The sequence below is a fragment of the Exiguobacterium sp. ZOR0005 genome, assembly GCF_000798975.1.
GTDB classification, from domain to species: Bacteria; Bacillota; Bacilli; order Exiguobacteriales; family Exiguobacteriaceae; genus Exiguobacterium; species Exiguobacterium aurantiacum.
Genome location: NZ_JTLB01000023.1, coordinates 34069 through 48157, shown reverse-complemented (window position 1 = coordinate 48157; position 14089 = coordinate 34069). Strand labels below are relative to the sequence as shown.

Sequence of the window (14089 nt, the reverse complement as noted above, 5' to 3'; positions counted from 1 at the left end):
AACTCGAAAGGAAGGTTGCTCGATGATTGACTTTACCCATGATGGCCACATCCATACCCCCTTTTGTCCGCACGGCTCGAGGGACGCGTTAGAGGCGTACGTCGCGGCTGCCCGTGCACGCGGTTTGAAGACGATCACGTTCACCGAACACGCCCCGTTCCCGAAACGGTTCACCGACCCGGTCCCGGATCAGGATTCAGCGATGGCACTCGATGTCCTCCCTCGTTATCTTGACGCGATTCAACAACTCAAACAGTCGTATGCCGGTGAGCTCGATATCCGTGTCGGCCTAGAGATTGACTTTGTTCCCGGATTCGCTGAAGAGACGATTTCCTTATTAGAGCCGTATGCCGCAGCCCTAGACGAAACGATCTTGTCGCAACATTTCCTTCTCATAGAAGACGAGTACTTCCCGGTCGATTTCTCGCTCGAGACGTTTGATGTGCTCGTCGAGCGTCTCGGCTCGTTCGAGGCGGTCGTGCGTGCTTACTATGAATCACTCGAGGCTGGGCTTAAATTTGAATGGGAACGATTGAACGTGAAGCGGATCGGACACTTGGATTTGCCGATCAAATACGAAAAACAGTATGTATGGGAGCGTGAACACGTCAAAGACGTTGAGAAGCGCCTGTTGCGAACGATTCAAGCCCACGGTTTCGGTCTTGACTTGAATACGGCTGGCCTTCGAAAAGTGGATTGCGGCCGAGTGTACGCGGAAGCCGTCGCCACAGAAGCAATCACACTCGGCATCCCGCTCGTCCTCGGTTCTGACGCTCACGTCGCGATGGATGTCGGTCGTAATTTTGAAGATATACAAAAAAAAGCCACGTTCCGTTGAACGTGGCTTCTTTAACAGCGATCTAGCTATCTAGATCCCCATGTTTGGTTGTCGATAACGATATGGCGTTCCATTTCTTCATCTATTGATTATAATACCACACTGATTACGTGTTGCAAGTATAAAATGAAAAAAGATGGCACAGAGGCCATCTTTATACCGTCATCGCTGCATACAACTCTTTCAACTCTTTCGTTGCGGCTTCGTCCATCTGTAACGCCACGAGTTCGACGAATTGTAAGGCCGGGTCCGTGTCCCCCGACATGCGGACAATCTCTGCTGCCGCATCGTCGAGCGCGAGCAAGATGCCCGACACACCGAGCGTCGGATAGTAACGGAGCAGCGCGCGGACGTGCTTCATCTCCGAGATGTCGTTCCCGTTAATCTTGAGCGCTTTGACCGCCAATTCTTTATGCGTCCCGATCGCGAATTTATCTTCCCACACTTCCTCAAGTGTGATTACTGCTTCCACTTCATAGGCACCGTCAGTGAAACGAACTAGTTTTTCCATGTTCCATATCCCCTCTCGTTTATCTACTTTTATTATAAAAGACGATGACGGGAATAGTTTGTGAAATATTGAACATTATGTGTAAACTTTGTCTCACCGGATGGACACAATTGAATAAGTGACAAAAAAAGGCCCCTCCGAGGAGGGGCGAATAATGGAAGAGTAAAACACCATTGGCAGTACATTAATAATATAACACCGAATGTAAACGTTTACAATGTGTTTTTATAACTTTTTTCAAGTGGCATGTGAACGACTTCAATCCCGCTCTCTCGCATCAAATCAAGCCCGTCGCCGTGCTCATATCCGACTGCGTAGACGACGCGAGCGACACGCGACGCAATCAGGGCGAGAGAACAAGCGTGGCAAGGCGAGTGTGTGACGTACGCCGTCGCCCCGAACGCGTTCGTCGAATCGGCGGCGAGTTTCCCGATCGCATTGATCTCGGCATGAATCTCATGTTGTTTCGACCAGTTGTGATGCTCATACGGGTCGTGACATTTAACAAATGTCACACCTTCATGGACGAGTTGCACTGCGGGCTCCATCAAATCGATGGTCTCGTCACGTACATATTCCGCTCGTTTATAGAAACCGTCGTCTCGTTTCAAAAAAATCTCATTACAGTTCGTGTGACCGGACGGCGTACCGTTCAACCCGATTGAAATCGGTTTCTCGTCTTTGACGATGACACAAGCGACACTCTTTGAGGCACACTTCGAGTGACGCTCGGCCATCATGTCGGCGAACTGTAACCACGTCTCATCCCATAATCGTTGTTTCTCCATATGTATCCTCCTTAAGGAAAAGGAAAGTCCGATTGCTCAGACTTTCCCCGGTCAATACCCTGTATCTTTCGGTAACTCTTTGTTTTTTGCTGCGATTTCGATGACTTTTTCTTTCAACTCATGTTCCATCCGGTCGAGTTCACGCTCGGCCTCACGACGTTTCTGCTTCCCTTCTTGCTGGATGCGGAGCGTCTCGTCAAGCGTCGACAACAAGTTCTCGTGTGCGACTTTCAATGATTCGACCGAGACGATGCCTTTCTCGTTCTCTTTCGCAATCTCAATCGAAGAGTCTTTCAACATCTTCGAGTTTTGCTCGAGCAATTGGTTCGTCGTTTTCGTCACGTCTTGCTGCATCCGAAGCGCCGTCTTTTGACGCGTCAGGCTGAGCGCGAGGACGACCTGGTTTTTCCAAAGCGGAATCGTGTTGACGACAGCGGACTCGATCTTTTCGGCCAAGATTTGGTTGTTCTGCTGAATGACGCGGATTTGAGGCGCCATTTGCAAGCTGATCGTCCGACTGAGCTTCAAATCATGCAACTTCTTCTCGAACCGGTCGGCCAATTGAATCATGTCGTTCAGTTGTTGCAGTTTCACTTGGTCTCTCGACAGCTCCACTTCTTGACGAAGCGGCGCGATCTCGTGGTCGCGGACGTGATCAAGTTTCGTCTCCCCCGCTGCGATATACACGTTCAACTCTTCGAAGTACCGTTTGTTTTTGTCATACATCTGGTCGAGCATCGTGATATCTTTCATGAGACCGAACTTGGCACGATCTAAATTATGGATGACCTCTTCGAGATAGACGTTCATCTTCTCGAACTGGAGCTTATAGTTCTCCGCCTTTTTCTTCGCTCGTCCGATGAGCGGCAAGTTGTCGACGAAGCTCTTTTTCTCCGGTTGAAGCATGTCCGGGTCCATTTTACGGACGTTTTGCATCAAATCGGATAACAGTTTGCCGGCGTCGCCGCCATCCTTCATCCGGACTTCAGTCAAGATTTGATCAGAGAATTGGGACAGCTCGCGCTGTACGCTCGAACCGAACAACATGACGGAATCCGTCTTTTTGATGTCAATCGACTCAGCGAGACGTGTGATTCGCTCACGGTGTTGGTCTGGGACGTCAGGCTTTACTTGGATGGCTGGCACCTCGTGCTTCGCCGTCATCGCCGACCAATCCATCGACGGGTCAGAAATCGACTCCGTCTCGGTCTCTGTTTTTGTCTTCGTCTCCGAAGTGAGTTCTTCTTCTGGCCATGACTGCCAGTTCGTTTCATTCGATGAAGTCATGTTTTTTTCTCCCTTCTGGTTGATCTGCCAATACGCGTTCCATCATGATCAATTCCCGTTCAAAGTCGACAGCGTCGTCTTCTAATAGACGGCCGCGCTGTTCTTTGAACTTGTCGACGATGAGTCGCATATTCGTGATCAGCTGCTCTCGTGTCTCTTCTTGAATGACGACACGTTTTCCTTCTAATTCTTTAAATTTCAAGACGACCGATACGAGCGAGTCCAAGTAAAATGTGAACAAGTCGCGGACGTGTTTGGCGTCTTGCGGGTTCTCGAACAGTTCGGCGAATAGGTCATGCGCTTCTTTCGATACCGCCTTCATCTCACGCCGGACCTCGATGTCTTTAATTTCGGGAAGAACGCGGTCGATTTGTTGCAACTTCTCGTATCCTTGCTCGATCGTTCGTTGCAAAAATTGAAGTTCTAAGTCGTCGGTCGCCTCGAACTGACGGGCCGGAGCCGGTTCCTCTATCGGTTTCAAGATGCGTGACCCGACGAACGTCTCTTCCTCGTCGAGTAACAGTTTCTTTTTCGCTCGTTTGGCTATCGGGGCCGGATTGCGATTCCGTCGTTTGTTTGTCGACCACACCTCGTTCAAAACGAGTGCCCCGACGATGATGAACAGCCAAGAAAAATCAAACACACTGATGGCAAAATATAAAACTGCGCCGGTTAAGGCCCATTTCATCCATGTCTTCATTCGTTTCACCTCGTCTCGTGATACTTCTATTGTACCTTACGTCACCCGTCAAAAAAAGTTTCGTCATCTTTCTAAGCTTAGCACAACGATTCGCCTCACTCTCTCGGTCGCAAGTACGAAAAAAAGCAAGGGGAGAGCCCCTTGCTTACGTGTTGAGCCACGTCGACACCATAACGATGGCAACTGTGACCGGGATGACATAGCGAATCAAGAAACGCCATACCGGATATAGTTTCTTACCTGTGTCTGAAGTTTGAATTTCTTCTTGCAAGATGCGTTGGTCGACGATATATCCGACGAAGATTGATGTGAGCAACGCGCCTGTTGGCATTAAGATGTAACTAACGATGTAATCCATCGAATCGAAGAACGTGCGCCCATTTAAGAATTGCATCTCGCTCATCACACCGAACGAGAGCGCGGACGGAATTCCGACTGCGAACACGACCGCAGCGGACAAGAGCGTCACGTTTCGTTTTGACAACGTCTGTTTCTTCTCGTTCAAGCGGTCCGTCACACCAGCAACGACGACTTCAAGCATCGCAATCGATGACGTGATCGAGGCGAACGTGAACAGTAAGAAGAACAGTACCATGAAGAAGCCGCCGAGCGGCACTTGGTTGAAGACGGCAGGTAATACGACGAACAGAAGCGCCGGGCCTTCCGCCGGGTCAAGCCCTGACGCGAACACTGCCGGGAAAATCGCGAGACCGGCTAGTAGCGATACTGTGATGTTCAACAGGACGATCATGTTGGCCGAGCGGTTGAGCGTCCCTTTCGTCTGAATGTAAGACGCGTACGTCAGCATCGCCGCCACACCGAGCGAAAGCGAGAAGAACGCTTGCCCGAGCGCGAACAACACCGATTCTCCTGTGAGTGCCGAGAAGTCAGGTTGTAAGAAGAAACGGACCCCTTCCATCGCCCCGTCTAGCGTCAAGGAACGGATGACGAGCACGATGAAGCTGACGAACAGAAGCGGCATTAAAATCTTGCTCATACGCTCGATTCCGGCTTCAACACCTTTTAAGACGATCAAGAGCGTGATCAACAAGAACAAGAACTGTCCGAACACCGCGATGCCCGGCGTCGAGACGACGTCCCCGAAGACGGCGCCGAATTCATCAGGTGAACGACCGCTGAGCGTCCCGCTCAAACCGAGACCGACATAAATGAGTACCCAACCGCCGATGACGCTGTAGAATGAGAGCAATAAGAAACATGCGATGACACCGAGGTAACCGATCAACGTCCAGCGACCGTGGCCAAGCTTTTTAAATGCGAGCAACGCCGTCCGTTGTGTCGAACGTCCAACGATGAACTCACCGATTAAAAGTGGTAATCCGAGCAAAAGCGTAAATGCCAAAAACATGAGCAAAAAGGCGCCGCCTCCACTTGTACCGGTTACGTATGGAAATTTCCATATCGCTCCGAGACCGATTGCCGACCCTGCGGCCGCTAAGATGAATCCAATTTTTGAGGCGAACGAGTTTTGCGCCATTCCTATCCCTACTTCCTGTTTTCATTTCATTTTCATAATAATAGTGAAATACTAACACGGTTCAGAATCGAGGACAACAAAAAAAAGAGAAAAGTCTGAATTCTTTTCTCTTTAAACGGTTTCATGGGTCGGCACGAAGAAAGCCAGCTCGTTCGGAAGGACGTCAATATGCAATTCATCGGTTGTGAAATGTTCCCCATCGACATCGATGAGTTGTGGCTCTTCCAATCGGATTGTCAGATCGCTCATTTGGAGATGCACCCATTCGTCGGACGATTGTTCGAGCCCGAGTTGTTGCGCTAGCAACTGACGGATCATCGGGAAGCCGATCGCCGAGCTATGGACGACTTCCACGAGCCCATCGTTGAACGATTGGGTCGGTAGCTTCGTCGGAACCGTGCCCAAGTAAGCCCCGTTCCCGATATATAAAAAGCTGACCGCCCCATCATGGACGATGTCCCCGTCCCGTTCGATTCGAACGTTGAACGGGTCAAGCTCTCGAAATTGGCGAATCGTCGCCAAAAAATATCCGATGGAACCGAGCGTCTCTTTTTGAATCGGGTCGATCTGTCTCGACGCATCGGCAATCAAGCCGACACCGACAAAGTTGAGACCAAAACGTTCATTGATGCGCATGACGTCGACACTTTCCGTATGGTTCATTTTAATGATGCGGGCAGCCTCCACCGGTTCGACCGGGAGCGCGAGGGCACGTGCGAAGTCGTTGCACGTACCGCCTGGAATCAACCCGATGCTTGGCCGCTCGTCTTTGGCGAGATGCATCAACCCGTTGACGACTTCATGGAGCGTCCCATCTCCCCCAATGACGAGTAAATGATCATACGATTTACTTGCTTGAGCGAGTCGTGAGGCGTCCCCTTCGGCTAACGTCTTTTGAATATGGATTTCATCGTACAGTGACTCGACCGTGGCGACGACCTCCCCGAGCATCGTCTCGGACGTCCCAGATGACGGGTTCGAGATGACGAGTGCCTTCATAACAACCCTGCTTCCTCTAAGAAGTCTTTCGCCACGTCATAGGCGCGTTCATTCCCGTAGGCGACGCGTCGATTCAGCTCGGACATTTCTTCATCCGTAATGAGACCGGCCAACTGATTGAGGGCGTCCTCGATTTCAGGATGTTCTTCGAGCGTCTCAGCTTTCAACAAAGGCGCACCTTGATAAGGTGGGAAGAACTGTTGATCGTCCTCTAAGACGACGAGATCGTTTTCGGCGATATCCGGGTCGGTCGCATACGCATCGACAAGATTGACGTCTCCACGGGCGATGGCCCGGTAGCGGAGCTTTTGCTCCATCGACGTCACTGATGGGAAATCAAGGCCGTAAGCTTGCTGTAATCCTGGATAGCCGTCTTCACGGTCCGTAAATTCAAGCGTGAACCCGGCCTGAATATCGTTTTGGACGTTCCGTAAATCAGAAATCGTCGTGATGCCTTCTGCTTCCGCGTAATCTCGCGGAATGGCAATCGCGTACGTGTTGTTGAACTGCATCGGTTCGAGCAAGACGAAACCGTCTTCAGCCAAGGCGTCACGCGCTTGTTCGTATACTTCTTGCGCATCGTTCGAGTTCGGTGTCTCGTCAACGAGGCTGGCGAGTACCGTCCCGGTGAATTCCGGATAAATGTCGACATCGCCGGAGCGGAGCGCCCCCCAGACGAATGTCGTCTCGCCGAAGTTCGGTCTGACTGAGACGCTTAAATCCGTTTCTTCTTCGATGAGCAGTTTATACATGTTCATTAAAATCTCTGGTTCTGGTCCTAGCTTACCGGCGACGACGAGGTCCGTCTGTTGCGTCCGGCCAAACGCGAGCGGGGCCGCGATAATCAACGCAAGGATAGAGGAAACTGCGATGAGTTTCGTTCGATTACGTGTCGCAGTCGCGCCTTCCATTTGACGAAGCAAGAAATCAAACAATAGGGCGAGAATGGCAGCCGGGATCGCGCCGAGCAGGATTAAGTAATTATCGTTCCGGTTGATCCCTAGCAAGATGAGTGTCCCGAGACCACCGGCCCCGACGAGAGCAGCGAGCGTGGCCGTTCCGACGATGAGCACCATCGCCGTCCGTATCCCCGCCATGATGACAGGCAGTGCGAGCGGGAGTTCGACCTTCAGCAAACTTTGATTCGGTTTCATCCCGCAGGCACGTGCCGCTTCGAGCAATGACTTATCGACCTCGTTCAATCCCGTGAACGTGTTGCGCAGGATCGGCAGGAGTGCATACAAGACGAGGGCGATTGTCGCCGGCAGCGCCCCGATCCCAACGAGCGGAATCATGAGACCGAGCAAGGCCAAGGACGGGATCGTTTGAATGATTGCTGTGACACCGATTGCCGTCTCTGCGACTTTCTTACGGCGTGTGAGCCAAATTCCAAGCGGCACAGCGATCAACACCGCGATTAAAAGAGAAACGACAGAGAGCTGTAAGTGTTCGATGAGCGCTTCAACGAGCTCTCCGCGGCGATTTTGAAACGTTTCAAGCATCGACCTCACCTCTTCCGCGTTGTGTGAATTCAAGGACGAACGGGTCATCACTCGCCCGAATCTCTGAAGGCGTCCCGACGACGACGAGCTTCCCGTCTCGCATGAGGGCGATGCGATCGCCGAGCTTCATCGCCTCCTCAATATCATGGGTGACGAACAGAATCGTTTTTCCAAGCTCGTCGTTCAATCGTTTCACGTCATCTTGTAATTGACCGCGACTGATCGGGTCGAGCGCTGAGAACGGTTCATCCATCAAGATGACTTCCGGGTCGGCGGCAAGCGCGCGTAATACCCCGACGCGTTGCTGTTGGCCACCGGACAGTTCCGTCGGTTTCTTTTGACGGAGCACTGGGTCGAGCCCGGCAATTTCCATCAGTTCGGTCACGCGATCTTTCGTCTTTTGCTTCGGCCACTTCAATAATTCCGGCACGACCGAAATATTCTCTTCGACTGTTAAATGAGGGAATAAGGCAATTTGTTGCAACACATAACCGATGTTGCGACGAAGCTCATAAATATCAAACTGATAAATCTCACGTCCATCAATCAAAATTTTCCCGTCCGTGTGATCGATGAGGCGATTGACCATTTTCATCGTCGTCGTCTTCCCGCACCCGGACGGTCCGATCAATACGAAGATTTCCCCTTTTTGGACCGTCAACGTCAACTCTTTGACGGCCAACGTCCCGTCGTCGTAACGCTTGGAAACGTTTTGAAATTCTATCAACACAATCCCTCCTCGGCGCATTCCATAATGGAAAGTCAAATAATAATTTGCCCGATTTTTGACTTTATTAAACAACAAAAGGTTCTCCCTCTCGGAAGAACCTTGGTCAGTAGACAGTTACTTGAATATGGCGTCGGCCCCATTGAATGGCCTCTTGTTTCGTATCGACGAGCAAATCGACGATGTTTCCTTTAATGCGTCCGCCTGTATCGAGCGCGATCGCATCACCAATCCCCTCGAGATGGACTTTCGAACCGAGCGGGATAACGGTCGGATCAACGGCAATGATTCGCATCCCGTTGTAGAAGATCGAGTCTGTCACGTCATGCCCGGTCGCAGTCAAGACTCGTCCGCCATACGTACCGTTATCGGCCGCATCGTTCGTATAAGCTGTTGACTCGACTTGAATGACCCGTCCTGTCGATTTCGTCGCCATCGGCTGAGCGACCGGAGCCTCTTCGGCACGGCGTTCCGCTCCTTGAGCCTGCTCGTCTGCGAGACGTGCGGCTTCGGCTTCTTCTGCCTTGCGCTTAGCTTCGAGTTCGGCGAGGCGTTTTGCTTCTGCTTCAGCTTTCCGCTCGGCTTCTTGTCGCGCTGTTTCTTCGGCAAGGCGTTTCGCTTCCGCAATTCGTTTTTCTTCGGCAAGACGTTCCTGTTCAGCGAGACGTTTTTGTTCCGCCGCCAGTTCGATTGCCTGTCGTTCTAATTCTAGTGGATTTTGGACAATTTTTTGTTCCGTCCCGATTCCGATTTGGGCGGCGTCAGCGGTCGTCGTGACGACGAGAGCACCGGCAATGGCAAACAAGACGGTCAACATATATTTAATGAGTTGCTTCATAGTAGGTTAGCACCTTTCGCGTTATGTAACGAACAGGTGTTAATTTACCATGATAGAACGGCTTAAAGTAGCTGTTCGCTTGAAGTGAAATATTTCTGACATATGACCGTCAATCCGGTTACAGATTGTAATATTTAATAAAAACGTTGCGGTAGTGCTCTTTTCGAAAAAAATTACAGACCCGTTACAACATGTCGTGTAACGAATCTGTAATCTGTTTGTCAAACTTAATTGGCATCAATCGGACGCAATTCGTGGGCCCGCACCATTCCCCACGGGGCTACATCGACATCGACTTCAAATTCTTTCTTGCCTCGAATATTTTCGACTTTGCTCTCCGGGACCCTGTATGAACTCAAGTCGTCGACATACACTTGTCGATCGAAATAGTTCGCCCGCGTCCCGCCAAAGAACGGACGAGAACTGACCCGGTCGACGGTCGCAAATCCATCTTCATCGGTCTTGAACGTGACGTACACCGTTCCGGGGTCGACGTCTTGTCGTCCTTTGAACGACTCATACTCCAAATAAATCGAATCACTGAAAAATGGATCATATGGCTCGTAAGAGGTTGCCTTGAACGTGTATGTTTGTCCAAACCACGTCACGGCATATACGAGTAAAACGAAACCGACGGCAATAAGCACTTGAACAATCGGCAACAGCCAAGGTGTCATGCGTTTCATGTCCGTACATCTCCTCTCGTCCGGCTACGCCACCACAATGCAAGCGACAACGCGAATACGATGAGCGCACCAATCAAGAAGAAGAGCGAGATGTCGAGACGGTCCCACACATAGATGAAGTAAATCGTCATTTGAACGAGCAAGAAATAAATGAACGCAAGCACGATCGGTTTTCGATTGTGGTCTTGCCAGACGAGATAGCCGAGCGCCACCACTTCTAAAAAGATGGCGAGTAAGATGCCACTATCTTCGAACAACGAGAATGGGACGACAGCGAGCAAACTCACCCACACTAATTCCGGACGTCGATGCAACAAATACACCCCGACGAGGATAGCGGACAAGGCTGTCGCTTCGAGCACGGACGGTTGGCGTTGTGACAACCATCCTTCCGTCGCATTAATCAAATAACCGATGGACAGGACAGCCGCGACGAACAAGTACAAGTAATTCCACTGGGCCCGTTCACGATAGACGAGAAACAGCACGTGAAGGATGACGAGCGCCCAAATCGGCCAAAATCGGCCTTCGTAATTGGCATATTGACCGACCGTGATCAAAAGCCCATAAAAACTGAACCAGGCGAAGATTCGGTCAATCTCATTGTCCACATAATGAAACCACACCCATGTGATCGCAAAACCTAGGATGATCAATGTCAGCCCGACCCCTTGAAAACTATTCGTATTCGCTAAAAACGCGGCCAAAGCGGTGATGAACGTAAAAATCGGATGTTGATAAATCAGTTTATGCAGGACGGCCACAGCGAACATGAGCCAAAATAAGAGCGGGATTTGCGAGGATAAGTTATACGTGGTGAAGATGACAATCATCGTGGCGACGAAAAATACGATGCCGAGCACACGAAACAGTGTCACGTAACGCGGAGCCCGTGTCTGAAGTTGTTCTGCTGTCACATACATGGCGACCATAAAGATAAGGAAAATCGATACTTTAAGCAGGTCCGGAATCGCTTGCCAATTCGCGGCGACGAAACTAAACAGACTGAGAGCGAGCAGAATCGACCCGATAATCACGAGAATCGGCGGTTTGTGTTCGCGTTTCTCACGCACCGCCAATCGCTCATGTTCGTAATCGACGAGCCGTTGACCCGTCACTTCGTCTAGCAAACCCGCCTCTTTCCATTCACGTACTTTTTTGTCAATGGACACCTGAATCATCCCTTTCTAAAAAAAGGTCAGCTGGCGCGTTCGATTAGTTCCAATTCTGTTTTTAGTAAAACTTGTTTCTCAAACTCGAGACCGAGTTGTTGAAATTCTTCCATTATGGAAACGTCTCCGATGACCGTATTCGTCAATACGGCAGTCACTTCAGCGACCCATCCTTCACGAGTAGACTTGACGATATCACCCACAGCGAATTCTACAGACACACCCATTCACTTCCAATCTTAAATTTGTTTCTATCATTATAACGAAATTATATCGGTTTGAATACGTTTTCTTTTATGTGTTTAATGAATTGTGACAATATTTTTCCAGTCAACCCCCAAATAATGTAGTCTTCATGTTCATAAAAAGGTTCTCTCATTTTAATTACCCGTTTTTCGTACGCTTTAGCGTTCGCCATGCGATCGAATGGTATATTTTGAGCCGGGTTCATCGTCCACTCCATCTCACCGTGGAACGGGTCCAAGTAGAGTAACGTATCGACCGGTACGGTGAACAAATGATCGACTTCTTCCGTCATGTGCACGTCCGGCAAAGTCGAGATGATGCCGACGAACGGATAGATGAGTTGACGATGCGGGGTGGCGAGTGGTTGCAGTCGACCGATGACTTCGATTTCACCAATCTTCATCTCGAGCTCCTCACTCGTCTCCCGCACTGCCGCCTCGACCGGCGTCTCTCCAGGATCGAGTCGTCCCCCGGGAAAAGCAATCTCCCCTGGTTGACGTCGCATCGTATGGGCCCGTACTTCGAAGATGACGTGCCAGACCCCTTCTCGCTCGATCAACGGGATCAACACGGCAGCGGACTGCTCGTAGTTCTCTTCCATGGAAAAGCTGTTGCGAAGCTCTGCTTCATTGATTGACGAATATTTCATTCGTTTCACCTCACTGTTCTTCTTTTCTACACTTCCACCGTTGTCTCCTCGTTTAAACGTGGCCGATGACGGAAATATCAATATTAACGATAGGAGATGGTAGATGTGGACCAACAAGTTGACGTATTGATTGTCGGTGCCGGACCGACGGGGCTCACCCTCGCCCTGACGCTCGCCCGATACGGCATATCGTTTGAAATCATCGATCGCAAGACGACACCATCAAACAACTCACGCGCGATCGGGATTCAGCCACGGACGATTGAAGTCTTTTCCCGGCTCGACGTCGCTAAAGAAGTACTCGACCGGGCCCGGACGATTGAAAAAGGAAATTTATATTTTTCTGGGCAATGGACAGCCAAACTCGAGTTTTCTCGTCTCGTCACCCCGTACCCGTTCGTGACGCTGCTCCGGCAAAACGAGACGGAAGCGATTCTCGAGCGCGCCCTCAACGCTCACGGACATGAAGTGAAACGCGGTGAATCGCTCATGTCCTTGACCCATTATCCGTCACGTGTCCTGGCCCACCTTGAATCGGATTCCTCGCGCACCCGGACGGTCGAAGCGAAATACGTCGTCGCGGCTGACGGGGCCAACAGTTCGATTCGACGCATGCTCGCCCTACCGTTCAGCGGTAAATCGTTCAAAGAGTCGTGGGTGCTCGCCGATATGAAGGCGAGATGGAACATCTCACGCGAAGAAGTGCATATCTTCTTCTCGGACCGCGGCGTACTAGAAGTATTCCCACTGACCGACGATACGATTCGGATTACCGGTAACCTCGCCAACGACGAGGCGTTCAGCGAATCAAGATTGCGCGAACTCGTCGAGCAACGCAGTCACATGCCTGTCGACATCGATGAAGTCGAGTGGTTCTCGCTATTCCGCGTCCACAATCGGATGGTCGATGCGTTCATCCATAACCGCGTCATCTTAATGGGAGATGCCGCCCACATCAACTCACCGGTCGGTGGACAAGGCATGAACACGGGCATCGCCGACTCGTTCAATCTTGGCTGGAAGCTTTGGCTCCATCTCAAAGCCGGCGCCCCGTTCCGTGTCGTCGCGACATATCGTGATGAGCGTGAGCACGTCGCCAGGAATGTGCTTCAAACGACGAACGTGGCGACCGAGGTACTCCAGACGACGCTGCCGGTTTTATTACCGTTTCAAGCGCTCGGAGCCGACGTCTTCACCCGTGTCAATTTGATCAACCAAAAAATCACCGAGCGAATCGCTCAGCTCCACTTGTCCTACCCGTCTCATTCGCGTGTCCCGTTCCAACGTGTCGCCGAAGGAAAGATATTCCCGGAGATTGAAATGATTCGTACCGACGATGGCATGCGCCAAAAGATATCGGAAGTCGCTGACGGCCGCTTCCAAGTGCTCGTCCTCGACGACGACGCCCGTGACTCGACCGAGCTTTATGATTATTTAAATACCCATCAAGCATACTTTCAAATTATCACGTTATCGAAGACGAGCCGTCCGTTCTTTGATCAAGGCAACGAACTCGCCAAATCGCTCTTCATGCGACGCGGTGTGCTCGTCATCCGTCCAGACGGCTACTTACTCCATAAGCAACGACATTTGCGGGTCGCCCCGCTCCGCGACACGATGCGTGAATGGTTGCCATACGCGTAGACGA

14 protein-coding genes and 1 pseudogene are annotated in these 14089 nt (G+C 50.9%); 2 read left to right on the top strand and 13 right to left on the bottom strand.

The window, feature by feature from the left end:
* The first annotated feature begins 22 nt into the window (after window positions 1–22).
* Window positions 23–838: a histidinol-phosphatase HisJ gene (hisJ, locus tag L971_RS09775; protein ID WP_047375578.1), complete on the top strand. Its 816-nt coding sequence runs from the start codon at window positions 23–25 to the stop codon at window positions 836–838.
* Window positions 839–992: 154 nt separating this feature from the next.
* On the opposite strand, the gene L971_RS09770 is transcribed toward hisJ, so the two are convergent.
* The 13 genes and pseudogenes from L971_RS09770 to L971_RS09710 all read right to left on the bottom strand — a co-directional run bounded on the left by L971_RS09770 (window position 993) and on the right by L971_RS09710 (window position 12441).
* Window positions 993–1349 carry a hypothetical protein gene (locus tag L971_RS09770; protein WP_024370234.1) on the bottom strand — a complete coding sequence of 119 codons (357 nt, stop codon included), beginning with the start codon at window positions 1347–1349 and terminating at the stop codon, window positions 993–995.
* Between the two features lie 212 nt (window positions 1350–1561).
* Window positions 1562–2137 (bottom strand): deaminase, encoded by a 576-nt coding sequence (locus L971_RS09765; RefSeq protein WP_024370233.1) that lies wholly within the window; start codon window positions 2135–2137, stop codon window positions 1562–1564.
* A 51-nt stretch (window positions 2138–2188) separates the two neighbouring features.
* A complete protein-coding gene (locus L971_RS09760) occupies window positions 2189–3424 on the bottom strand; it encodes a toxic anion resistance protein (protein ID WP_024370232.1) in 1236 nt (411 codons plus the stop codon).
* The gene (locus L971_RS09755; RefSeq protein ID WP_024370231.1) at window positions 3408–4124 is read right to left on the bottom strand and encodes a 5-bromo-4-chloroindolyl phosphate hydrolysis family protein; all 717 of its coding nucleotides are present in this window, start codon (window positions 4122–4124) and stop codon (window positions 3408–3410) included. The genes L971_RS09760 and L971_RS09755 overlap by 17 nt, the downstream gene beginning before the upstream one ends.
* A gap of 145 nt (window positions 4125–4269) precedes the next feature.
* Entirely contained in the window at window positions 4270–5622 is a 1353-nt protein-coding gene (locus L971_RS09750; protein WP_024370230.1) for a sodium-dependent transporter, read from the bottom strand.
* 111 nt (window positions 5623–5733) lie between these two features.
* Window positions 5734–6621: a diacylglycerol kinase family protein gene (locus tag L971_RS09745; protein WP_024370229.1), complete on the bottom strand. Its 888-nt coding sequence runs from the start codon at window positions 6619–6621 to the stop codon at window positions 5734–5736.
* Window positions 6618–8123, bottom strand: coding sequence for an ABC transporter permease/substrate-binding protein (locus L971_RS09740; RefSeq protein WP_047375576.1), 1506 nt, complete (start codon window positions 8121–8123; stop codon window positions 6618–6620). The genes L971_RS09745 and L971_RS09740 overlap by 4 nt, the downstream gene beginning before the upstream one ends.
* 10 nt (window positions 8124–8133) lie before the next feature.
* Window positions 8134–8850, bottom strand: a pseudogene (locus L971_RS09735) (ABC transporter ATP-binding protein); the annotation flags it as partial.
* 106 nt (window positions 8851–8956) lie between these two features.
* Window positions 8957–9688: a 3D domain-containing protein gene (locus tag L971_RS09730; RefSeq protein WP_081977077.1), complete on the bottom strand. Its 732-nt coding sequence runs from the start codon at window positions 9686–9688 to the stop codon at window positions 8957–8959.
* A 227-nt stretch (window positions 9689–9915) separates the two neighbouring features.
* Complete coding sequence (locus tag L971_RS09725; RefSeq protein ID WP_024370225.1) at window positions 9916–10374, bottom strand: GDYXXLXY domain-containing protein; 459 nt, start codon at window positions 10372–10374, stop codon at window positions 9916–9918.
* Entirely contained in the window at window positions 10371–11555 is a 1185-nt protein-coding gene (locus L971_RS09720) for a DUF2157 domain-containing protein (protein WP_024370224.1), read from the bottom strand. The genes L971_RS09725 and L971_RS09720 overlap by 4 nt, the downstream gene beginning before the upstream one ends.
* 17 nt (window positions 11556–11572) lie before the next feature.
* A complete protein-coding gene (locus L971_RS09715; RefSeq protein WP_024370223.1) occupies window positions 11573–11773 on the bottom strand; it encodes a DUF2187 family protein in 201 nt (66 codons plus the stop codon).
* A gap of 41 nt (window positions 11774–11814) precedes the next feature.
* On the bottom strand, window positions 11815–12441 hold the full coding sequence (locus L971_RS09710) for a CoA pyrophosphatase (protein WP_047375573.1): 627 nt from the start codon (window positions 12439–12441) through the stop codon (window positions 11815–11817).
* Between the two features lie 96 nt (window positions 12442–12537).
* On the opposite strand from L971_RS09710, the gene L971_RS09705 reads away from it, so the two are divergent.
* The gene (locus L971_RS09705; RefSeq protein WP_051151330.1) at window positions 12538–14085 is read left to right on the top strand and encodes an FAD-dependent monooxygenase; all 1548 of its coding nucleotides are present in this window, start codon (window positions 12538–12540) and stop codon (window positions 14083–14085) included.
* Window positions 14086–14089: the final 4 nt, after the last annotated feature.